Origin of the sequence: Delftia sp. GW456-R20 (genome assembly GCF_001622915.1) — a bacterium.
Classification (GTDB): domain Bacteria; phylum Pseudomonadota; class Gammaproteobacteria; order Burkholderiales; family Burkholderiaceae_C; genus Comamonas; species Comamonas acidovorans.
Map to the genome: position 1 here is coordinate 37649 of NZ_LWCN01000003.1, position 22876 is coordinate 60524.

A 22876-nucleotide genomic window follows, 5' to 3' on the forward strand; every position below is an offset into this window, starting at 1 on the left:
TTGCATCCTCACCGTCCGGTATGCGCCAGGCCCTGGGAGGCATGGATGCGATCATGCGTGCAGTTGAAAACCGAATGCACAACGAGACGCCCCATTCCCATGCCCGATCACGCGCCTGCTGAACCCATTGCGCTACACGCACCCCTCTCCTCTTCCCCCACCAACGGGCTGCCGTTGTCGGGCGTGCGCATCCTGAGCCTGGCCCTGAATCTGCCCGGCCCCGCCGCCCTGATGCGCTGTGCCGCCATGGGCGCGCAGTGCAGCAAGCTGGAGCCTCCGTCTGCACAGCCCGCCGCGGCCGGTGCGGCCGGTGCAGCCGGTGTGGCCGGTGCAGACCCGATGGCGCACTACAGCCCGCAAGCCTATGCCGATATGCACCAGGGCATTGCGGTCTGGCAGGCACAGCTCAAAAGCGAGGAAGGACAGGCGGCGCTGCACGATGCGCTGGATGCGGCCGACATCCTGCTCACCTCGTTCCGCCCCGCCGCACTGGCCAAGCTGGGGCTGGACTGGACGTCGCTGCAGCAGCGCCATCCGCAGCTGTCGCTGGTGCGCATCGTCGGCAGCGCGGGAGCCCTGGCCGATGTGCCGGGCCATGACCTGACCTATCAGGCCGAGGCGGGGCTGGTACAGGGCGGTGCCATGCCACCCAGCCTGTTTGCCGACATGGCCGGTGCGCTGATGGCCAGCGAAGCCGTGCTCAAGGCCTGGCTGCTGCGCCAGCGCAGCGGCCACGGCAGTCTCCAGGAAACAGGCCTGGCCCAGGCCGCGCAGTGGCTGGCTTTGCCCTGGCATTGGGGCCTGACCCGGCCCGATGGCGATGTGGGCGGCGCGCACGCAGGCTATCGCGTCTACGCCTGCGCCGATGGATCGGTGGCCGTGGCGGCCCTGGAGCCGCATTTCGCGGCCCGCCTGTGCGCCGTGGCGTCGGTGAATGGCGATGGCAGCATCGCCAGCATGCGCAGCCCCGCCATGCATGCAGCTCTGCAAGCCTTCCTGGCCCCCTTGTCCTGCGCCGAGCTGGCAGACCTGGCCGAGCAGCACGATCTGCCCCTGCACCCTCTGCCCGCCCCACCCCAGGCACAGCCTCGCTTGTAGGCGGACACCTAAAAGCACCACCTGCCCGCAACCTACAAGCCGCGCAGGTCATGGCTGGCCGCAGCATGCGGGCATGCTGCGGCCAATGACCCTCTTTACCGTAATAGCCCGCTCCTCTTAAATCGGAGTTGCGCATACAACCGGACAACCCGAACACATCTGGAAACACCCATAATCGGCTTATCTGGAGGCAGCCCCATGGTTCGAGAACATCCATCAACCGCCCGGATATCCGGGACGCGTCAGCCACCCAGCCATACGGCGCCAGTTCTGCGGCGCATTGGCGCCAGCGCCTGAGCCGCCCACACGGCCAACCCTCCCCTGCTCCGCCCATGCAAAGCCAGCCCCCAGCCCATGTGCCGGTACTGCAGCTGGTGCAGCGCATCTGGCCCCTGGTGCTGGTGGTCGTGGTGCTGGTGGTCATGGCCAGCGGCAGCCTGTACCTGGTTTCTGCGGTGCGGGCCTTTGTGGCCGGGGAAAGCCTGTGGTCCAAGGCACAGAAGGACGCCATCTACGCCCTGAGCCGCTATGTGGACAGCGGCTCGGCGCGCGATCTGGCGCGCTTCGAGCAGGCCATGGCCATTCCCGCAGGCGACTGGCAGGCGCGCATGGCGCTGGACGATGTGCCAGCCAGGGTCAAGGATGCGCGTGCCGGCATTCTTCTGGGAGGCAACCACCCTGAAGATGCCGAGGCGCTGATCTGGCTCATGCAGACCTTCCGCCATGTCGAGCTTCTGGAAGAGCCTTATCGCTACTGGAAACAAGGCGATCAGTACCTGCAGCAGCTCGACAGGCTGGCCCAGGAGATAGAGCAGCGCCACGCCGTGGGCAGCGTCAGCGCCGAGGACGCCATCACCTGGAAACGCGAGATCGAGCAGATCAACGCCGGCGTCACACCGGCCACCCAGCAGTTCAGCGCCTCGCTGGGCCGCAGTTCACGGCAGATGGTGATGTGGCTGCAGGGCATCCATCTGGTGCTGGGTGTGGCGCTGATCCTGGTGGCGCTCTGGCATACGCGGCGCATGCTGCAGCAGCGCCAGCAGGTGCAAAACGACCTGCTGACGGAAAAGGAAAGGGCCCAGACCACGCTGGCCTCGCTGGGCGACGCCGTGATCACCACGGACGCCCAGGGCGTGGTGGACTATGCCAACCCCGCCGCGCTGGGCCTGCTGGGCAGCAGCGAGCAGCAGCTCAAGGGCCAGCACCTGGCCAAGGGCCTGCATTTCAACAGCATCGACACCACCCAGACCGCGGAAAGCCTGCTGGCCCATTTGCTGTCGGGCCAGCAATTGCGCGAGGAGCACACGCGCTGGCTGCGGCGCCATGACCGCAGCATCGTGCCGGTCAAGCTCATGGGGTCGGCCATCAGCGGCGGCGGAGAGCGCCCAGCCGGTGCGGTGATCGTGCTCAGGGATGTCTCGCGCGAGCAGCAATATCTGGACCAACTGTCTTGGCATGCCAGCCACGACGGGCTGACCGGGCTGGAGAACCGCGTCGAGTTCGAGCGCCGCCTGCAGCGCCTGCTCAACCAGGGCCAGCACAGGCTGCGGCCCTCGGCCGTGCTGTACATGGACCTGGACCAGTTCAAGCTCATCAACGAGACCTGCGGCCACCCGGCGGGCGACGAGATGCTGTGCGAGGTCAGCCGCCTGCTGCTGCACAACCTGCGCGAGACCGACACCCTCGCGCGGCTGGGCGGAGATGAATTCGGCGTTCTTCTGGAGAACTGCCCGCCCGAGCCCGCCCTGCGCATTGCCGAGAAGCTGCGCCAGGCGACCGAGGCCCTGCACGTGCACTGGGGCAAGCAGGTGCTGCGCACGGGGCTGAGCATCGGCCTGGTGCACATCGGCGGCGAGGTCCAGTCGGCCCAGGACCTGCTGCGCATGGCCGACATGGCCTGCTACCGCGCCAAGGAGCGCGGCCGCAACCGCATCTACGTCTACCGCAGCGACGATGGCGAGTACACCCGCCACGTCAGCGAGATGGAATGGGTGACACGCATACGCATGGCGCTGGAGCAGGAGCGCTTTTGCCTGTACGCCCAAAGCATTGCACCGCTGCAGCCCGACGGCCAGCGGGGCCTGCATTTCGAGGTGCTGCTGCGGCTGCGCGACGAGCAGGGCCAGATCATCTCGCCGGCCACCTTCATTCCCGCGGCCGAGCGCTACGGCATCATGCCCACGGTGGACCGGTGGGTGATCGCCAGAACGCTGGCCACGCTGGCCCAGCATCCGGCCGCACTGCGCCACATCGACACCTGCGCCATCAACCTGTCAGGCCCCAGCCTGGATGACGACGGGCTGCTGGACTTCGTGCAGGAACAGCTGAGCACGCATGGCATTGCGCCGCAGCTGCTGTGCTTCGAGATCACGGAGACCAGCGCCATCGCCAGCCTGTCCAGTGCCACCAGGCTGATCCAGGCCCTGCGCACCCTGGGCTGCCGCTTTGCGCTGGACGACTTTGGCGTGGGCATGTCCTCGCTGACCTATCTGAAGCAACTGCCCGTGGACTATCTGAAGATCGACGGCGGCTTTGTGCGCGACATGCTCCAGGACCCCAGCAACCACGCCATGGTGGAGATGATCAACCGCATAGGCCACATTCTGGGCAAGCGCACCGTGGCCGAGTATGTGGAAACCCGCGAGATCGCCCAGGCCCTTCAGGCCGTGGGCGTGGACTATGCACAGGGCTTTGCCCTGGCACGGCCCGTGCCGCTGGACACGCATTACTTTGAAAGCGGAGCCCAGGCCGCCCGCCGCGAATGGCAGGGCACGCTGGCGCCGGCCGCCAGCTAGAGGCAAAGGCGCGTCAGCGCGGCTTGCGACCGCCCGGCGCCGCCTTGCGGCCCGAACCGGCAGCGCCCGCAGAACGGGAAGGACCGCCCACACCGGGGCGCGGCGGCAGGCCCGTGTGCTGGGTCAGCATGCGGCCCGGCTGGGGCTGGCTGGAACGGAAACGCACATCGCCCGCAGGCTCGCGCGACTCTGCCAGCACCTTGCCCGGCCCGGCATTCTTGCCGCCGGCCTTGTTGAGGGCGTAGGCCTTGCCTTGCTGGGATACCACGGCACGTGCGGCCACGCCCGTGCCCTGCGTGCTGTTCTTGCGGCGCGCGCTCTGGTAGCCGCCATCGACCAGGGGCTGGAAGGTGGGGATCAGGTGCTGCTTGCCGTTGCCGATGAGGTCGGCACGGCCCATGGCCTTGAGGGCCTCGCGCAGCAGCGGCCAGTTGTTCGGGTCGTGGTAGCGCAGAAACGCCTTGTGCAGGCGCCGGCGCTTTTCACCGCGCACGATGTCCACCGACTCCTCGTTCACGTCGCGCATCTCGCGGCGCACCTTGGTCAGCGTGTTGCGGCCAGAGTGGTACATGGCCGTGGCCGTGGCCATGGGGCTGGGATAGAAGGTCTGCACCTGGTCGGCGCGAAAGCCGTTCTTCTTCAGCCAGATGGCGAGGTTCATCATGTCCTCGTCGCTGGTGCCCGGGTGGGCCGCGATGAAGTACGGAATCAGGTACTGCTTCTTGCCCGCTTCCTCGCTGAACTGCTCGAACATCTGCTTGAAGCGGTCATAGCTGCCGATGCCCGGCTTCATCATCTTGGTCAGCGGCCCGGACTCGGTGTGCTCAGGCGCGATCTTCAGATAGCCGCCCACATGGTGCTGCACCAGCTCCTTGACGTACTCGGGCGACTTCACGGCCAGGTCGTAGCGCAGGCCCGAGCCGATCAGGATCTTCTTGATGCCCGGCAGATTGCGCGCGCGGCGGTAGATCTTGACCAGCGGAGCGTGGTCGGTGTGCAGGTTCTGGCAGATGCCGGGGAACACGCAGCTGGGCTTGCGGCAGGCGGCCTCGATCTCGGGGCTCTTGCAGCCCAGGCGGTACATGTTGGCCGTGGGGCCGCCCAGGTCGGAGATGGTGCCGGTGAAGCCCTTGACCTTGTCGCGGATGTCCTCGACCTCCTGGATGATGGACTCCTCGGAACGGCTCTGGATGATGCGGCCCTCATGCTCGGTGATGGAGCAGAAGGTGCAGCCGCCGAAGCAGCCGCGCATGATGTTGACCGAGGTGCGGATCATCTCCCAGGCCGGGATCTTGGTCTCGCCTTCATGGCTGCCGCTGGCGTCGGCATAGCTGGGATGGGGGCTGCGCGCATAGGGCAGGCCGAAGACCCAGTCCATCTCGGCCGTGGTCAGCGGAATGGGGGGCGGGTTCAGCCACACATCGCGCGCGGTCACGCCCTCGCCGTGGGCCTGGACCAGGGCGCGGGCGTTGCCGGGGTTGGTCTCCAGGTGCAGGACGCGGTTGGCGTGTGCGTAGAGGATGGGGTCGGCCTTGACCTGCTCGTAGCTGGGCAGGCGCAGCACGGTCTTGTCGCGCGGCGGCTGCTTGCCCTTGCCGCGCAGCGACGGGTTGGGCACGAACTGGATGGTCTGAACGGCGGCGACCGAGGCACCGTCCGGCTTCGCGGCGGCATCACCCTCTTCCTTGGAGCAGGTCTGGCCCTGGGCCTCGGCCTGCTCGCTGGTGGTCATGTAGGGGTTGATGTGGGGCTCGACCACACCGGGCTCGTCCACCACGGAGGAGTCCAGCTCGAACCAGCCCGCTTCCGACTCGCGGCGGAAGAAGGCCGTGCCGCGCACATCGGTAATGCTTTCCACGGGCTCGCGCGCGGCCAGGCGGTGGGCCACCTCGACCAGGGCGCGTTCGGCGTTGCCGTACAGCAGGATGTCGCACTTGCTGTCCACCACGATGGAGCGGCGCACCTTGTCGCTCCAATAGTCGTAGTGGGCGATGCGGCGCAAGCTGCCCTCGATGCCGCCGAGCACGATGGGCACGTCCTTGTATGCCTCACGGCAGCGCTGGCTGTAGACAATGGCCGCGCGGTCGGGGCGCTTGCCGCCCACGTCGCCCGGCGTGTAGGCATCGTCGGAGCGGATCTTGCGATCGGCCGTGTAGCGGTTGATCATCGAATCCATGTTGCCCGCCGTCACGCCCCAGAACAGGTTGGGACGGCCCAGGGCCTTGAAGGCCTCGGCGCTCTGCCAGTCGGGCTGGGCGATGATGCCCACGCGAAAGCCCTGCGCCTCCAGCACCCGGCCGATCACCGACATGCCGAAGCTGGGGTGATCCACATAGGCATCGCCCGTCACCAGGATCACGTCGCAGCTGTCCCAGCCAAGCTGGTCCATCTCGGCCCGGCTCATCGGCAGGAACGGGGCCGTGCCGAAGCGCTTGGCCCAGTACGGTCGGTAGCTGGTCAGCGGCTTGGCAGCGCGATGGAAAAAGGAAACGTCAACGGGGGCGTTCATGATGGGCGGTTCGGCTTCTGGGAGCCTGTGCGGAAGGAACCGGCCAGTGTACGTTTCGGCACTCAACCCTGCTGGCTAAGGGTCTTGCTCCAGCCCCCTGATACGGCCTTCCTGCTGCTGCCAGCCCGACCTCTTTGCGGCCTCCTGCGCCAGATAGGCCTTGGGCGTATGCCCGGACCAGCGGCGGAAGGCCCGCGCAAACACCTTGGGAGAGTCGTAGCCCGCGTTCTCTGCGATGCGGGCCGATGACAGCCCGCCGGCCTCCATCTGCTGTGCGGCCAGCGCCATGCGGTGCGCCGTCAGGTAGCCGATGGGCGTGGCGCCCACCAGCTGCTTGAAACGCATGCTGAAGCGGGTGCGCGACATGCCGGCCTCGGCCGCCAGCGTCTCCACGCTCCAGCTGCGCTGCGGCTCCCGGTGCATGCAGACGATGGCGCGGGCAATGCAGGCATCGCCCAGGCCCCGCAGCCAGCCTTCACCCACGGCGGCCTCGCGCGCCAGGTGCTCGCGCAGGATGTTGACCAGCAAAAGCTCGCCCATGCGCGCGGCCGACAGGCGCCAGCCAGGGCGCCGCGCCAGCGTCTCCAGCGTGAGCGACTGCATGGTGGCGGCCAGGCAATCGGCCAGCGGCAGATCGCTTGCACGGATGTGGATGAGCGGCGGCAGGATGCGGAACACCGAATGCCGGCAATAGGCCGAAAACCACAGCAGGGCCGAAAACATGTCGGTCGCCTCGCCCCCGCCGCCATGGCTGAAGACCAGCGGATTCTCGTCCTGCGGGCCTTCGGCATGTCGGGAGATCAGCCGCGAGAACAGCTCGCAGGCCATGCCCAGATCCGAGGCCACCACATGTGCCGCGCCCATGGGCAGCATGACCAGGTCGCCCGGCTCGACCCGCAGCGGCTGCATGCCCTCCACCTGTATCCAGTAAGGCGCGCCGCGCGCCATGCGGATCATGGCGCCCGTGACGCCCGTTGACTTCAGGCTCCACGGCGCGGTCAGCGCAAAACGCGCCGTCACGGCGCGCTCTGACCGGCAAATATCGAGAACTTCGCTCAGCACATCCATGGGGTCGTGGCATCCTTGATTCCGGGCCGATGTTAGCCAGCGCCGGCCACGCAACCACCCGGCAGGGCTAGCTGTTTACCCTAGGCTGAAGATCCTGCTGCGCCGCCTGCACCAGCTCGGAGAACTGCCGGGCGCTGCCCAGCCGCTCGGCAGCCAGCAGCGCCAGCTTGACCAGAAACAGCTCGGACTGCTGCGGGCCTGCCGCGTCAATGGCCGTGGCCAGTTGGTCGTAGACGGCCTCAAGACCGGCGATATCCAGGGTGCCGGGCGATTCAAGCGTGTCGGGCGATGTGTGTGCTTGGCTCATGCCTGGGCTCCTTGCGTGCAGGTGGCGTTGTCGAGTGCGGATTGCAGGCGCCGCGCATCCAGCGCCAGCCAGCGTGCGCAGACATGCTGGTCGGGCCGCAGCAGGTAGGCGGCGCCAGAAGGTGGATCGGCGGGCACGCCATGGCGTTCGCGGCAGCGGCCCTGACTATCGGAAAGGGTCAGGTCAGCGCCCTGAACTGGCTGCGGCTGCGCCTGGCTGGAGATGGCCACGATGCGCAGGCCCACGCCGCGGCCGCGCACCACGCGGGCAACCTCGCTCAACGCGGGCGGCACGGCCGAGCCATCGGTGAAATACAGCAGGTCGAATCCGCCGCCCAGGTGGTCCAGCAGATAGTCGTCCGGCGCCAGGCACACGTTCTGCGGCGGCGCGCCATGGGCGGGGCCGCCCTTGAACAAATGGTTGTCGTCGTCCCTGCTGTTGAGGGGCGAGCGGGCGTACTCATGGGGGCGTGATGTGCGCCAGTGGTACAGCGGGCGCACGAAGGCCTGGGTGAGCGACAGCGACAGCACGGCATCGCGCAGCAGCCGGAAGCCGCGCGAAGGCGGCGCCATGAAGCGCGTGCTCTTGCCGGCCTCTTCGACAATCTCGCGCGCCGCGCCCACGCGCTCGCTGCTGTAGCTGTCCAGCAAGCGGGCCGGCGCCACGCCGCGCGCCACCAGGGCCAGGCGCCAGGCCAGGGCCTGGGCGTCCTGGAAACCGGTGTTGGCGCCGCGGACCCCGAAGATGGGCAGCAGGTGGGCCGCATCGCCCGTGAAGACCACGCGGCCATGCACGTAGTCCGGCAAGGTCAGCGCGCGCGCCGAGTAGACCGAGCTCCAGTCCATCTCCCAGGGCGTGCCGCCAAAGCCGATCATCTCCAGTTGCGCGTCGATGCGCGCCTTGAGCGATTCGGGCTGCAGTGCCTGCTGCGGATCTTCGCCCGCAGGCAACTGGTAGTCCACGCGCCAGATGCCGTGCGGCTCGCGGTGCATGAGGATGGTATTGCCGGGGTTCCACACCGGATCGAAGAAGGCCAGTCGCTCGGTGGGCAGCGGCAGGTCGATGCGGATGTCGGCAATCACGAAGCGGCCTTCGTATGACGCCCCTTCCATGACCAGGCCCATGGCCGTGCGTATGCCCGAGCGTGCGCCATCGGCTGCGACCAGCCAGTCGGCTTCCAGCGCATACGGCCCTTCGGGCGTGTCCACCTGCAGCCGCGCTTTTGCAGCCGCGCCTTCGCCAGCCTGCTCCACCCGCTCCACGCGGTTGCCCCAGCGCAACTCGATCAGCGGATGGGCCAGCACGGCATCGACCAGGTACTCCTCCAGGTACTGCTGCTGCAGGTTGGTCATGGGGAAGAAGCGGTCGTCCTCGCTGTGCGGTGCTTCCATGCGAAACACGCGCTGGCCCCGGTAGAAGGAGTTGCCAAAGCGCCATGGCAGCCCGCTCCCGCTGACCCGCCCGGCCACGCCCACCTGCTGGAGGATCTCCATGGAGCGGCGCGTGAAGACGATGGCGCGGCTGCCTTCGGATACCTGCAGCTCGGACTCCAGCAGCACGCATCGCTGCCCGTGGCGCGCCAGCTCCAGTGCCGTGGTCAGGCCTACCGGCCCCGTTCCGACGATGACGACGGGGTGCCGCTGCGCCCCCGGATGCTCCGATGGCAGCCAGGGCCGATGCACCTGGTAGCGGTAGTAGATGGACTGCCTGGGCTGGGCATGGGGCTGGTGCATGGGGGTCTCCGTCGTGCGTCTTGTTCAGGGCGCAGTGTAGGCAGCGCCGGCCCTGACGATGTCCCCAGATGGGGACAGACTGCGGCGCCCGCCTCCGGGGCTCAGGACAGCGCCTCGGGCGCCATCAACAAGGCAAACAGCTCACGCTGCCCCTGCACGCCCAGTTTGGCGCAGACCCGCTTGAGATAGGTTCGCGCGCTGGACACGGTGATGCCCAGGCGCTGCGCCAGCCGCTCGGCATCAAGCCCCTCGATCACGCAGCGCACCACGTCCAGATCGCGCTGCGTGAGATGGGCAAAGCGCCCGGCCAGGCGCGCCAGCACCAGCCCCGCCAGATCGTCCTGCAGCGCCTGGCCCGCATAGTGCAGGCGCATGGCCTGCATGACCAGGGGCGCAAAGGCTTCGATGCGTGCGATGGACTGCGCATCAAGGCAGCCGTGCTCCTCGCCCCGGTACAGGTTCACCGCCAGCCACCGTGCGCCAGGCTGCAGGGTCAGCAGCGAGAGCCGCTCCACCAGGCGCGGCAACCCATAGCAGACATGGCGGTACTCGGGATGGCTGACATCGCAGGGGCGCTGGCGGTGCAGCCAGACGCGCGCGGGAGCCTGGGGGTCACGCTGCTGCCGCGCAAGTTCCGCCTGCATCACGCGCTGTGCACCGTCGAGCGGATAGAAGCGCTCGCTGTAGTCCTGCGAAATCATGGGCAGCGCCCCCGTGCGCGCCCTGTCGCCAAAACCCACGATGCGCGGCCGCGATCGGCCCTGGAACGAGAAGATGGTGCACTGCGCCAGCGGCACGTGCCGGCCCAGCAAATGCAGCAACTGCCCGGCCACCTCGTCGCTGCTGGCGCTGGAGCGGCCCACCTGCTCCAGCAGCGCCGTCACATCGCCCAGGGGCACGGGCAGGCTGGCGTCGCTGGCGGAGGCAGGCGCCAGCAGCCAATGGCTGCGGGCTGTGTCAGTGCTCATGGTTCCTGCAGGAATGCAAAAAGGCCGGCGCTTCGCGCAGCCGGCCTGGGTGGGTAGGTACGTGGAAATTGGAAACTGGAAATGATAAATCCAGCGCAGCGAGGCAAGAGCCTGCTGCGCCTGGTTCGCGGTCTGTTCGCTTGAGGGTCACCGCCTGTCGGCGGGCCGCTGCACGGTCCAGCCGGACCTGACAGCACTGATGCCGCTGCAGGCACTTGGCCAGGCGGCACCTGCCATCACCATTCGCCGACGTTGCGGATGCGCTGGTCCAGATCCAGAGGAATGCCGCCGCCAGCGGCTTCATGGTCCTGACCAGCTTGCTCCAGCGCCATGGGCGGGGGACTGAAATGATCGCGGCCAAAGGTGTGTTCGGTGAGAACGGGATCGCGGGAAGGTGGGGTGTTCATGGTTGCGCCTCCTTGACAGAAAGCTTACTGCGAATCTTTCACGATTTCTGTAGGACAAACCTGGATGCAACCCTCTGAAGCTGAAATAACACAAGGTACGCATGCTCACAAATGTGTAGCGCTTCGTAATAAAGGCGTAATGAATCCATGCGCCAAACACCTGGCCAGGGACGATCGGGTAAGCTTGCCGCCCTCCATGCCACAGACACTCCGCGCGCCCGCGCACAGCGAACTCATCATCAAGAAAAGCCGCTTCATCGGTTGCGTGCAGCCGATGGCCGACCGCGCAAGCGCCCAGGCGGTGGTCGATGCGCTATGGCGCGAGCACCCCGGCGCCGCCCATGTCTGCTGGGCGCTGCTGGCAGGCGGCCAGTCGGCAGCCGTCGATGACGGCGAGCCCAGCGGCACGGCAGGCCGCCCCATGCTGGACGTGCTGCGCCACCAGGATCTGGAAGGCGTGCTGGCCACCGTGGTGCGCTACTTCGGCGGCGTCAAGCTGGGCGCAGGCGGCCTGGTGCGCGCCTACACCGATGCCGTGGCCCAGGCCTTGCTGACCGCTGAGAAAGTGACACTGCAGCGCATGCAATCGCTGCGCTGCGCCGTGCCCTATGCGCTGGAAGGCCTGGTGCGCCGCGAGATCGATGCAGCAGGCGCCGAGCTGCTCCAGGTCGAGCATGGCTCCCTGGTGCAGTTCGATCTGCGCCTGCCGCAGTCGCAGGCTGAAGGCTTTGTGGGCCGCCTCAACGAGAGCGGTCAAGGACGCGTGGGCTGGATGGAAGTCCACCCCGGCGAATGAGATGCGCCGGGCTCAAGCAGTTCAACCGGCCACCAGAAACCGCTGCGCCAGCAGCACCCAATAGGCGGCGCCCACGGCGATGTTGTCGTCGTTGAAGTCATAGCCCGGGTTGTGCACCATGCAGGCGCCTTGCTCGCTTCCCTCGCCATTGCCAATCAGCAGATAGCTGCCTGGCACGCGCTGCAGCATGAAGGCGAAGTCTTCGCTGCCCGGCAAGGGCGGCGCCTGCAGCGTGACATGTTCCGGGCCCAGCAGCTCCAGCGCGATCTGGCGCGCGAAGTCCGTCTCCTTGGGCGTGTTGACCAGCACCGCGTAGCCGGGTCGCCACTCGAGTTGCGCCTGCACGCCGAAGCTCTCGGCCTGCGCACTCACCAGTTCGCGAATGCGCTGCTCCAGCAGCCTGCGCACATCGGCATCCAACGCACGCACGCTCAACTCCAGCACAGCGCTGTGGGCAATCACGTTGTTGGCCTTGCCTGCGTGGATGGCTCCCACGGTCACCACCGCCATCTGCAGCGGATCGATGTTGCGTGAGACGATGGTCTGCAAGGCCATGATGATGCTGGCGGCCGCAACGATGGGGTCGGCCGCGCGGTGCGGCATGGCACCATGCCCGCCCACCCCGGTGAGGGTGAGCGTGGCGTAGTCGGAGGACGCCATGGCTGCGCCCTCGCGCAGCGCCAGCCGCCCCTGAGGCAAGCCCGGCATGTTGTGCATGGCGAAGATGGCGTCGCAGGGGTGGCGCTCGAACAGCCCATCGTCCATCATGCGCAGGGCACCGCCGCCGCCCTCCTCCGCAGGCTGGAAGATCAGCGTGAGCGTTCCGTCGAAGCCGCCGTGCTCGGCCAGATGCCGGGCCGCTGCCAGCAGCATGGCGGTATGGCCGTCATGCCCGCAGGCATGCATCACGCCGGCATGCGTGCTGGCATGGGCGAATTCATTGGCCTCGGCGATGGGCAGCGCATCCATGTCGGCGCGAAGGCCCAGGCGCCGGCTGCCGCTGCCGCGCACCAGCCGCCCCACCACGCCCGTGCCGCCCAGGCCGCGTTCCACCTCGTATCCCCATTGCTCCAGTTGCTGCGCGACAAGGGCGCTGGTACGGTGCTCCTCGAAGCCCAGTTCGGGGTGCCTGTGGATGTCGCGGCGCACATCGACGAAGGCTGCGGCCGAGCCGCGCAAAGTGTCCAGAAGGGTGTTCATGTGCGGCATCTCACTGAGGTTGCAGGCGGATGGAGCGGGCAATGCTGCGGTAGCGGGCGGTCTCGGCCTCATAGAACTGCGCGGCCTCAGCCAGCGACATGGGCGCCGCGGCCAGCTGCGTCTGCAGGGCCAGTTGCTCGCGCACGCCCGGGTCCTTGAGCATGGCGCCTATCGCCTGGTGCAGCCTTTGCACCACCTCCTGCGGCGTGTCCTTGCGCACCAGAAAGCTGGTCCAGGTCTTGTAGGCGAAGTTTTTCAGCTCCCGGCCCTCACGCACCGTGGGCACATTCTTGAGCAGCTCCGATCGCTGCTCCCCCAGCTGGCCCAGGATCTTGAGCCGGCCCTGCTCGGCCAGCGCGCCCATGGCTGCGCTGTAGACGAGCACAGCGAAATCGACCTGCCCGCTGCCTATGTCCTGCAGCAGCGGCGCGTTGCCCTTGTAGGGCGCATGCATGAGTTGTATGCCAGCGTCCTGCTGCACCTTCTCCAGAATCAGGTGGTAGAGCGAGCCAATCCCGACGCTGCCGTACGACAGCGGCCGGCTGGCGCTTTTGCGGGCCAGCGCGATCAGCTCGTCCACATTGCCGGCCTCCAGGTCCTTGCGGGCGACAAACACCATCACGGCCTCGGCCACGGGATGGACCAGGCGGAAATCCTCCGCCTTGAGCCGCACGGCCGCATTGGCCAGCGGCGACAGGATCACCTCGTTGGGCGAGCCCTGGAAGACGTAGTGCCCGTCAGGCGGAGCGGCCAGCACTTTCTGCGCGGCCATGGCGCCGCTGACGCCGCCCAGGTTCTCCACGATGACCTGCTGGCCCAGTGCCTTGGACAGGGGCACGCTGAAGATGCGGGCAATGGCGTCCGAAGGGCCGCCGGCCGAATAGGGAACCATCAGGCTCACGGGCCTGGAGGACGGGCTCTGCGCACAGGCCAGGCCCGCGCTCAGCAGCAGGCCGGCGCCCGTCAGCCAAACGCGCTGGAACAAAAATCTCATCATGTCTCCTTGGTGGATGGCTCCGGCTCGGTCGGCCGGATACGCGGCATCCTAGGAGCCGGGTCATCGAACGTCCAATGCATTGTTGGCTGCATTAGCATGAGTTTCATGCAGACTTCAGAGCGCGAAAAATCATGACACTGGTGCAGCTCAGGCATCTCATATCGGTGGCGCAGACCGGCTCCTTCAGCCGCTCGGCCGAGGCCATGCATCTGACACAGCCGGCCCTCAGCCGCAGCGTGCGCGCGCTGGAGCAGGAGCTGGGCATACCCTTGTTCGACCGCATCGGCCGCCACAGCGAACTCACAGCCTTCGGCCGCGAGATGCTGGGACGGGCGCGCGCCCTGGTGGCCGAGGCCGACGCGCTGCGTGACAGGGGGCGCCAATTGCGCGAGGGTGCGGCCGGCACCGTGCGTGTGGGCCTGGGATCGGGCCCCGGCGCAATATTGATGACGCCGTTCCTGCAGCACATGACCGTGCACCATCCCGGCGTGCGAACCGAGGTGGCGCGCGGCAGCACCGATCTGCTGGTGCACTCGCTACGCGAGCGCCTGCTCGACGCCCTGGTCGTGGACCTGCGCGCGCTGAGGCCCGCACCCGACCTTGCGCTGGACGTCGTGCACGAAATGCGCGCCGCCTTCATGTGCCGCACCGACCATCCACTGGCCCGCCTGCAGCGGGATCTGCGCTTCGAGGAGGTGCAGCGCTACCCCGTCGCCTCCACCCCGTTGAGCGACCAGGTGGCCTGGCTGCTGGTGGAGACCTATGGCGCCACGGCCCACCCGACGCGGTTCGTCACACTGCAGTGCGAGGAGCTGCCCAGCCTCGTGGACGTTGCGCGCAACAGCGACACCGTGCTGCTGGCCGTGCGCGCCGTCGCCCCGGACCTGGCCGAATTGCCCATGGACCCGCCCATGTGCAGCACCGCCCGCTTCGGGTTGGTCACGCTGCGTCAGCGCAGCGAGGCGCCAACGCTGGCAATCCTGCGAGGCCTGATGGGGAAGTTGATGGCCGACGATGCCCCTGCGCCGGAACGGGCGCCCAGCCATGGCGGAAGGCTGGGCCGCATGGCATTGCCAGACTGATTTGATGCTGGTGATCACCCATCGAATACCCTCAATGCAAAATCGCAAGCCGGGACAACGAGTCACGTGAAATCAAATAGTTAGCACAGCCTGTTCTCAAGGTCCGATTAATGAAATTTCTTAAAGGAATGCCACAGGCAATAACCAACTTCCAGCTCGTCATTTTTCAATAGCAAAACAGCTTTACAATAATATTGGGAGACAGCTCTAACGAAACCACCATCCGCATGCAGGCTGCTATTTTCCAAATTTACTAGACCATCTTCCGAAAAATAAATATTATTCGCATGCGCCGCAGATGAGGACATTAAAACACCAAATACCACCATAATGGACAATGATTTTTCATATCGAAATCTCATTTCAACCCCTTTATCTCATCGTTTTTGAATTGATACTGACGACCAGGGAGTGCACAGGTTCTGCAAAAATGCATGCGTTGCCTATGGGCGCCTGGAGCGAAAGCTCTCATCGGCCAGTTCGCTGTGGCAAGCCACCATTGCGATATCGCCCCTGTTTCCCACAGGTGCATTCATATCGCAAGTATGCTCATACTCCTTTCGCTATCATTAGAAGTGGTAGCAACTCTATATCCAAAGCCATCATGCGACGAAGCAGCTCCTTCGAGTTCGACGAATCGCCCGTTCCCCTGCCCATGATCGGAGACATCATGGAAGTTGAGCCTCCAAAAGCCTGCACTGTATTGGAGGAGGAAAAATTCTCGAATGAAATGCCGTTCGCTTGCACAGCAGGGACCCAGAGCCCGCACACAACAATTGCCAGTGTGGTTGCAAGTCTTGGATATCGCATCTTCATGGTATTTCCTTTATGCACGGTGCGAGATGAGGCTGCGCCTTCATGGCGTGCACAGGTTCTGCACGAAGGCATGCGTGGCCAATTGCGCGACTTCGCTCCTTCCTGTCATGTAGCAGCCATCCTGGCTCAGTGCCGAGGCCGCACTGTTCTCGCCGCCTGCGAGGGTTCCCTGGTCCACGGTGCCGCCCAAGGGGGTCCAGGTGATCGCGTGCGAACTTCCGTCGGCCAGTTCGCTGTGGCCTGCCACTGTTCCGTTGTCACCGATATCCACCACACGTGCATTCATGCCGCCAGGCAGCGGAGGAATATCTCGGATGACACCGGTCTGGCTGTTCCAGTAATAGGGCATGCTGCGCCCGTCTGCCAACTGGTAGTGCCCAATCACCTCGCCGAGGATGTTGAGATCGACGCCGCTGTTTCGCGCGGGCGGGGACGATATGGACAGCACCTGCGGACTGGAGGACGAGTTGAGCCAGACGACGGTGCGTCCACCTTGGGCACCGAAATCGCAGTAGCCCATGATGCGGGTATTGACGACGGTCTTTGCGCGGCAGAAGACGGCATTGAGAGGCAGGTTCAGGGCCGTGGCCATATAGCCGCCCAGGACTGCGGCAGACCAATAGACAGGACGCGGATGCCCGCTGTTGTCGGGACAGTTGCCCACGATGCCCGGCATGTTGCCGCCCACCACGAAATTGTCCACATCGGACGGCACGCAGTTGGTGCTGTTCAGGCCCAGCAGGCCCGCCGGCAGCGCGCGTGCCGTGGTTTCATTGTTGCGCCACATGACAGGGCGGGCCGTGTTGCTGCCGCTCAGGCTGACGCCTGCCACATAGCCGCCTTGGTTGAATGCCGTGGGCATGCTGCGCACATCGAGCGTCAGCGGCTGCAGTGTCTGCACCGTGGCCGGCGTGGCCGCATTCCAGAACACGCCCACGGACACCGAATTGCCGTCCAGGCAGCTGCCCACCACCTGGCCGCTGTTGGTGATGGCCGCCGCGTTGCAGTTGCGCCCCGGCGACAGGCGCACAAGGTCTGCCGCACTGCCCGGCGCCAGTGACACGAAGCCTGCGGACGAGCCGTCGCTCTCTGCACAGGCGCCCACGACATGGCCACTGTTGTTGATGTCCAGGCCCACGCACTGCGGGCCTGCCGACGTGCCCACGTCCTGCATGGGCAGGGCCTGCGCGGCCGGCAGTGCCAGCAACGCAAGGCACGCAACGGAAAAATTCAAATGCTTTGGCTGAAGGCGCATGAAGGGTTCTCCTGAAAAAGCAAAGAAGTCGTTCATGGAAATCGGGCGCCGAACAGGAAATCCGCATGGGGCTTGCATATGCCCGCCGGTGCAGACGCTATTTCCGTGATCCGCATCCCGGCCCCACGATAGGCATCGCGGTATGGAGCCGTCCATCCGAGCAGCAATCAAAACAACAAAAACAATCAACAAAATCAAAAGCTTGCACGAGAATCCCCCATCAATAATTGTCTCATCGGCATCCGGGATTCAGGCCATGCCACAGCGCAGCGCCATATGAATGGGAGCTTTCCATGGCAATCAAACACTGCCTGACATCCGACAGCGCATGGCTGAATGGCGCAATTCGCCGCCGCTGGAGTCCCGCAGAACTGCTTGCACTCGAACGCTGGGCCGGCGTCCTGCCCGTGCAGGTGATCTGCCGCCGGCTGGACCGCAGCGAGCGCTCCGTTCGCTGCCAGATGCACAGGCGCGGCCTGAGCACCCGGGTCCGCGAGGGCGTCGGGCTGAGGCAGGTCTGCGAGGACCTGCAGTTGTCCGCCCGGACGGTGAAGGCCTTCATCCTCGATGGCCGCCTGCGCCTGCATAGCGCACAGGTGCACGGCGGGGTGGTGGCGCAGCTTGATTGGTCCCTGCGCCGCTGGCTGCAGACGGCGCAAAGCCGCTTGTGCCGTGTCAGCCATTTGAGGGTTACCGAGACATCTCTCAGGCGCTTTGCGCGGGAAGCGGATGTCGGCGCATCAGGCAGCCGCACGGACGCGGCATGGCAACACTGGGCATCCGGCTAGCCCCTGCGCGGCACGGGCCGGGCCCTGAATGTCCAGCAGCGGTTTCGGCCCTTCGCCTACGACTGCCGCGAGCGCCAGCATGCAGACTGGCACGCATGTCCCATGGCAGGCGAGGCAGTCATCTCGACCATCTGTCGGCACTTCAGTCGGCACTCCCGTCGGCACACCTTTCGGCACATCCACCGGCAGCGGAGACCTCCACGGGACCTGGTGCCACAGTCAAAGGAATCAGACAGCATGAAAAACCCACCCACCACCGCCCTCGACGTAATCATCGTCGGTGCCGGCTCGGCCGGACTGTCGGCGCTGCGCGAGGTGCGCAAGCACACGGAGCATTTCGCCATCGTCAACGACGGGCCCTGGGGAACGACCTGTGCACGGGTGGGATGCATGCCGTCCAAGTTGCTGATCGAGGCGGCCAACGCCTTCCATGCACGCCATCACTTCGATGCCTTCGGCATACGCGGCGCGAGCGGGCTGCAGCTGGACCTGCCCGCCGTTTTGCGCCGCGTGCGCAAGCTGCGCGACGAGTTCGTGGCAAGCACGATCAAGGCCACGGAGGGCCTGGGCTGGCGGGCCATCGACGGGCGTGCCAGGCTGCTGGCAGCCAATCGGATCGAGGTCAACGGCAAGGTGCTGGCTGCGCGCAAGCTCATCCTCGCTCCGGGCTCCAGCCCCGTGGTGCCGGAGGAATGGAAGCGCTTTGGCAAGCGCATCCTGACCACGGACACCTTGTTCGAACGCAAGACGCTGGGCCCGCGCGTGGCCGTCGTCGGCCTGGGTCCGCTGGGCGTGGAGATTGCACAGGCGCTGGCACGGCTGGGACTGGAGGTCACCGCACTGGGACGCGGCCCGAAGCTTGCCGGCCTGTCCGACCCGAATGTCACCGACGCATTGCGGCATCTGCTTGAGAAAGAGATGGTGGTGATCACCGACCATGAAGTGCAGTTGAGCAAGGGCCCGGACAGCAGCATCGTCGTGCGTGCAGGCGACACCCGCATTGTCGTGGACCACGTGGTGGCCGCCATGGGTCGGCGCCCGCAGCTCGAAGGCCTGGGGCTGGAGACGCTGGGGCTTGAGCTGGACGAGCATGGGCAGCCGCCCGTGAGCCGCGAGACACTGCAGGTCGGCGAGCTGCCGCTGTTCCTCGCGGGCGATGCCAATGGCGACCGCCCCTTGTTGCATGAGGCCGTGGACGAAGGCCATATCGCGGGCACCAATGCCATGGCAGAGAACGTGGCCTGCTTCGAGCGGCGCACGCCGCTGTCCATCGTCTTCAGCTCGCCCCAGGCAGCCGTCGTGGGCCAGCCCATGAAGGCGCTGCTGGGTCAGGACTTTGTGGTGGGCCGTGTGGACTTTGCGCACCAGGGACGCGCCCGTGCTGCGCAGCGCAACGCGGGCCTGCTTCACGTCTATGCGGACCCGGCCAGCGGCCTGCTGCTGGGCGCGGAAATGTGCGCACCGGGCGGCGAGCATCTGGCCCATCTGCTGGCCCTGGCCGTGCAGCAGCAACTAACCGTGCACGAGCTGCTGCGTGCGCCCTTCTACCACCCCGTGCTGGAAGAGGGCCTGCGCACCGCCCTGCGCGACGCGGTAAGCCAGTTGCGCGAGCCGCCGCCCTCCGACCTGGGCAACTGCGATCCCTTGCCCATGGACGATTGATCGCGCGCGGCCCAGGGCCGCACGCGGATCAAGCCCGGGGCGCGCTCTGCGGTGCGCTTCCTTCCGACAGCGTCCAGCCGCCATTGCCATCGACCGCCAGCGCGTGGGTATGGAAACCCGCCAGCGTGCTGCGGTGGCCCACGCTCACCAGCATGGTCGAGCGCATCTGCTCGCGCAGCAGGTTGTACAGCGCATGCTCCAGGCCCTCGTCCATGGCCGAGGTGGATTCATCGAGAAAGACGATGGCGGGCCGGTTGAACAGCACACGGGCAAAGGCCAGGCGCTGCTGCTCGCCAATCGACAGGATGCGGGACCAATCCTGGTTGACATCCAGCTTGTCGGCCAGATGGGCCAGGCTGACCTGGCGCAGCGCCTGCTGCAGCCGCTCGTCGTCCTGCGGCGAGGCATCGGCGGGATAGGCAATGGCCGTGCGCAGATCACCCAGCGGCAGATACGGACGCTGAGACAGGAACAGCGCCTGGTGGCCGCCCGGGCGGCCCACCGTGCCTTCGGCGTGCGGCCACAGGCCGGCAATGGACCGCAGCAAGGTGGTCTTGCCGCTGCCCGAAGGCCCCTTGATCAGCAGCGCCTGGCCGGGAATGAGCTTCAGTTGCAGGCCGCTGAGCAGGTGGTGGCCATCAGGGCGGCTGACCTGCAGGTCCTCGATGTCCAGGGCGCCGGGTTGCTCTTTGTGGACGACCTGGGGCAGTTCGCGGGTCTGGGCATTGGCATCCAGAAAGCCGCACAGGCGGTCCAGCGCAGCGCGGTACTGGGCGAAGGTGTCGTAGGAGGTTCGGAAGAAGGACAGCGCATCCTGCACCTGCCCAAAGGCCTGCGAGGTCTGCATCACATCACCGAGCTTGATGGCACCGCTGAAAAAGCGCGGCGCCTGCAGCAGAAAGGGAAAGACCACGGCCACCTGGTTGACGGTGAGGTTGAAGCCGTCGAACTTCAGGCTGCGGTAGACCAGGGCCCAGACATTGGCGATCAATGCCGAGAATCGCGTCAAAAGCGTGTTGCGCTCGATGGCCGCGCCCTGGTAGAAGGCGATGTTCTCCGCATATTCACGCACGCGTACCAGGGCATAGCGGAAGTTGGCGGTCAGCCTCTCGTTCAGGAAGTTCAGCCGGATCAGCGGCTGGCCCAGGCGAAAGGCGATCAGCGTGGCGATGATCACGTAGACGTAGACCGCAAAGACCATGGCCCGCGGAACCTCCACGCCCGCCACGGCAATCGGGGCCGACAGCCCCCAGAGAATGCCCGTGAACGCCACCAGCGAGACCACGGCGCTGACGGCGCCCAGCGCCAGGGTCAGCGAGTTCGAGACAAAAGTGTTCACATCCAGTTCGATACGCTGGTCGGGGTTGTCCACCGGCTCGTCCAGGAAGTGGCTGCGGTAGTAGGCGTCGCCGCGCATCCAGTCGGTGGTCACGCGCTCGTTGAGCCAGACCCGCCAGCGGATGCGGAACGCCTGGTTCACATAGAAATTGAACAGCTCGCGCAGGATGTGGATGGTGGCCAGCACAGCAAAGATGCCCAGGAATCGCCAAAAGCCCTTCTGGTCCAGTTCCTGCAGCGCGCTGTAGAACCCGTTGTACCAGTAGGAAAACAGCACGTTCATGCGCACCGAGACCAGGGCCAGCACCAGCAGCAGCATGAACACCAGCAGCGGCCACCAGCTGTTTCTGGGGTGCAGGAACGGGCCGGCCAGCTGCCAGAACTGCCGACCCCAGCGGGTGAATCGAACCAGCAGCAGCGCCACGGCCGCGAAAGCCACGACGGTGATCACTGAGGCCGCCGCCAGCCAGACCAGGCTTTCCTGCAGCGCCTTGCTCCAATCCATGTCCATGCCGGAGATCCTCGGGTTGTGTGGGTGGAGAGAATCTACTCCTGTTCAGGCAGGCCGGCGGGCAGGCCCGGGTGCATGCCGGCAGCAAGCCATCTGCGCTTGCAATGCCCCCATCGCCGTTGCCGATGGGGCCGCTGCCGACGAGGCCGCTGCGCAGGATTAATATTCCGTGCGTGCCACCCCGAGGCAGGCACGGAGACAGGATCGGCCCGCACGGTTCCACCCCATGACAACAGCGATGCCGTCCCCGGGCCCTGCCCGGGCGGCCCAGACACAAGCCAGAACATGCCCGCATCGCCGCCCCAGGCTTCCCCGCCACACGACACCGCCGATGCGCCTGCCCAGCGCCCCGCCCCCGCCAACCTGCGCGACCTGTTCTGGTCCTTCACCTGGCTGGCCCTGCAGGGCTTTGGCGGCGTGCTGGCCGTGGTGCAGCGCGAGCTGGTCGAGAAAAAGCGCTGGCTGACCAACGACGAGTTCGTGGAGGACTGGGCCGTGGCCCAGATCATGCCCGGGCCCAATGTGGTCAACCTGTCCATCACCATTGGCGAGCGCTACTTCGGCTGGCGTGGCGCCGTGGTCGCCGTGTGCGGGATGCTGTGCTTTCCCATGCTGCTGGTGCTGACGCTGACCGTGATCTATTCGCAGCTGGCCGACCACCCCGCCATGGCCGGGGCGCTGCGCGGCATGGGCGCCGTCGCGGCCGGCCTGGTGGCGGGCATGGGGCTGAAGCTGACCAGCACGCTGAGCCGACACCCGCTGGGGCGCTGGTGCAGCGCGGCCCTGGCGCTGGCCTCGTTCATTGCCATGGCCGTGCTGCGCGTGCCGCTGGCCTGGGTGCTGCTGGTGGTCGGCGGTGCCGGCTGCGTGCTGACCTGGAGAAAGCTCGCCCCATGAACGCCGCCCAACAGATCGCCCTGAACCTGCAGCCCGCCGACTGGCTGCAGTTGCTGCTGTATTTCCTGACGCTGTCGCTGATGGCCGTGGGCGGCGCCATTGCCACGGCGCCCGACATGCACCGCTTTCTGGTCGATGGCCACGGCTGGCTCAGCGAGGCGCAGTTCAGCAGCTCCATCGCCATCGCCCAGGCGGCGCCCGGGCCCAATGTGCTGTTCATCGCCCTGCTGGGCTGGAACCTGGGCCTGAACGCGGGCGGGGGCACCGGGCCGCTGGCATGGACCTTTGGTGCGCTGGGCGTGACCATCTGCATGGTCGGCATCCTGCTGCCAAGCTCCGTGCTGGCCTGGCAGGCCTCGCGCTGGGGCCAGCGCAACAAGAACCGGCGCGGCGTACGTGCCTTCAAGCAGGGCATGGGGCCGCTGGTCATCGGGCTGCTGCTGGCCACGGGCTGGCTGCTGGGCAGCGCCAGCGGCCGCCCGGCCCAGGACTGGCGCCTGTGGCTGCTGACCCTGGTCTGCGCCCTGCTGGTGTGGCGCACGCGCATCCACCTGCTGTGGCTGCTGGGCGCGGGCGCGCTGCTGGGTGCGCTGGGCTGGATCTGAGAGGTCCTGAGGACTACCCTGGTTTTTTCGTCAAAAGGAGCCGT

At 66.4% G+C, this 22876-nt stretch carries 18 protein-coding genes; 8 read left to right on the top strand and 10 right to left on the bottom strand.

Annotated elements, in window-relative coordinates:
• Positions 1–99 precede the first annotated feature (99 nt).
• Both A4F85_RS01440 and A4F85_RS01445 read left to right on the top strand, forming a co-directional pair.
• Positions 100–1098 carry a CoA transferase gene (locus tag A4F85_RS01440; protein WP_063325425.1) on the top strand — a complete coding sequence of 333 codons (999 nt, stop codon included), beginning with the start codon at positions 100–102 and terminating at the stop codon, positions 1096–1098.
• Positions 1099–1430: 332 nt separating this feature from the next.
• On the top strand, positions 1431–3893 hold the full coding sequence (locus tag A4F85_RS01445; protein ID WP_063325426.1) for an EAL domain-containing protein: 2463 nt from the start codon (positions 1431–1433) through the stop codon (positions 3891–3893).
• Positions 3894–3906: 13 nt separating this feature from the next.
• Here A4F85_RS01445 and A4F85_RS01450 read toward each other — a convergent pair whose 3' ends face one another.
• The 6 genes from A4F85_RS01450 to A4F85_RS30800 all read right to left on the bottom strand — a co-directional run bounded on the left by A4F85_RS01450 (position 3907) and on the right by A4F85_RS30800 (position 10885).
• The gene (locus tag A4F85_RS01450) at positions 3907–6402 is read right to left on the bottom strand and encodes a YgiQ family radical SAM protein (protein WP_034394236.1); all 2496 of its coding nucleotides are present in this window, start codon (positions 6400–6402) and stop codon (positions 3907–3909) included.
• Positions 6403–6477: 75 nt separating this feature from the next.
• Positions 6478–7470 (bottom strand): AraC family transcriptional regulator, encoded by a 993-nt coding sequence (locus A4F85_RS01455; protein ID WP_043822934.1) that lies wholly within the window; start codon positions 7468–7470, stop codon positions 6478–6480.
• Positions 7471–7537: 67 nt separating this feature from the next.
• Positions 7538–7777, bottom strand: a complete 240-nt coding sequence (locus A4F85_RS01460; protein ID WP_013802204.1) for a hypothetical protein — start codon at positions 7775–7777, stop codon at positions 7538–7540.
• Positions 7774–9510 (bottom strand): FAD-dependent monooxygenase, encoded by a 1737-nt coding sequence (locus tag A4F85_RS01465; RefSeq protein ID WP_063325427.1) that lies wholly within the window; start codon positions 9508–9510, stop codon positions 7774–7776. Before A4F85_RS01465 ends, A4F85_RS01460 begins: the two co-directional genes overlap by 4 nt.
• Positions 9511–9611: 101 nt before the next feature.
• Entirely contained in the window at positions 9612–10478 is an 867-nt protein-coding gene (locus A4F85_RS01470; protein ID WP_063325428.1) for a helix-turn-helix transcriptional regulator, read from the bottom strand.
• A gap of 236 nt (positions 10479–10714) precedes the next feature.
• The gene (locus A4F85_RS30800) at positions 10715–10885 is read right to left on the bottom strand and encodes a hypothetical protein (protein ID WP_012205835.1); all 171 of its coding nucleotides are present in this window, start codon (positions 10883–10885) and stop codon (positions 10715–10717) included.
• 196 nt (positions 10886–11081) lie between these two features.
• On the opposite strand from A4F85_RS30800, the gene A4F85_RS01475 reads away from it, so the two are divergent.
• The gene (locus tag A4F85_RS01475; protein WP_063325429.1) at positions 11082–11681 is read left to right on the top strand and encodes an IMPACT family protein; all 600 of its coding nucleotides are present in this window, start codon (positions 11082–11084) and stop codon (positions 11679–11681) included.
• 21 nt (positions 11682–11702) lie between these two features.
• Here the strand turns inward: A4F85_RS01475 and A4F85_RS01480 are convergent, their stop codons facing one another.
• Together A4F85_RS01480 and A4F85_RS01485 are read right to left on the bottom strand one after the other, a co-directional pair.
• On the bottom strand, positions 11703–12881 hold the full coding sequence (locus tag A4F85_RS01480; RefSeq protein ID WP_063325922.1) for a M20 aminoacylase family protein: 1179 nt from the start codon (positions 12879–12881) through the stop codon (positions 11703–11705).
• 10 nt (positions 12882–12891) lie between these two features.
• The gene (locus A4F85_RS01485) at positions 12892–13875 is read right to left on the bottom strand and encodes a tripartite tricarboxylate transporter substrate binding protein (RefSeq protein ID WP_063325430.1); all 984 of its coding nucleotides are present in this window, start codon (positions 13873–13875) and stop codon (positions 12892–12894) included.
• Between the two features lie 134 nt (positions 13876–14009).
• Between A4F85_RS01485 and A4F85_RS01490 the strand changes: the two genes are divergently transcribed.
• A complete protein-coding gene (locus A4F85_RS01490) occupies positions 14010–14960 on the top strand; it encodes a LysR family transcriptional regulator (protein WP_063325431.1) in 951 nt (316 codons plus the stop codon).
• 856 nt (positions 14961–15816) lie between these two features.
• On the opposite strand, the gene A4F85_RS01495 is transcribed toward A4F85_RS01490, so the two are convergent.
• Positions 15817–17031, bottom strand: a complete 1215-nt coding sequence (locus tag A4F85_RS01495; RefSeq protein WP_063325923.1) for a hypothetical protein — start codon at positions 17029–17031, stop codon at positions 15817–15819.
• Positions 17032–17324: 293 nt separating this feature from the next.
• Here A4F85_RS01495 and A4F85_RS01500 point away from each other — a divergent pair, with 293 nt between their 5' ends.
• Both A4F85_RS01500 and A4F85_RS01505 read left to right on the top strand, forming a co-directional pair.
• Entirely contained in the window at positions 17325–17819 is a 495-nt protein-coding gene (locus A4F85_RS01500) for a hypothetical protein (protein ID WP_063325432.1), read from the top strand.
• A gap of 237 nt (positions 17820–18056) precedes the next feature.
• The gene (locus tag A4F85_RS01505; protein ID WP_063325433.1) at positions 18057–19481 is read left to right on the top strand and encodes a dihydrolipoyl dehydrogenase; all 1425 of its coding nucleotides are present in this window, start codon (positions 18057–18059) and stop codon (positions 19479–19481) included.
• A 28-nt stretch (positions 19482–19509) separates the two neighbouring features.
• Here A4F85_RS01505 and A4F85_RS01510 read toward each other — a convergent pair whose 3' ends face one another.
• Entirely contained in the window at positions 19510–21330 is a 1821-nt protein-coding gene (locus A4F85_RS01510) for an ABC transporter ATP-binding protein/permease (protein ID WP_063325434.1), read from the bottom strand.
• 285 nt (positions 21331–21615) lie between these two features.
• Between A4F85_RS01510 and A4F85_RS01515 the strand changes: the two genes are divergently transcribed.
• Both A4F85_RS01515 and A4F85_RS01520 read left to right on the top strand, forming a co-directional pair.
• Positions 21616–22227, top strand: coding sequence for a chromate transporter (locus A4F85_RS01515; RefSeq protein WP_013802193.1), 612 nt, complete (start codon positions 21616–21618; stop codon positions 22225–22227).
• Positions 22224–22832, top strand: a complete 609-nt coding sequence (locus A4F85_RS01520; protein ID WP_063325435.1) for a chromate transporter — start codon at positions 22224–22226, stop codon at positions 22830–22832. Before A4F85_RS01515 ends, A4F85_RS01520 begins: the two co-directional genes overlap by 4 nt.
• Positions 22833–22876 lie beyond the last annotated feature (44 nt).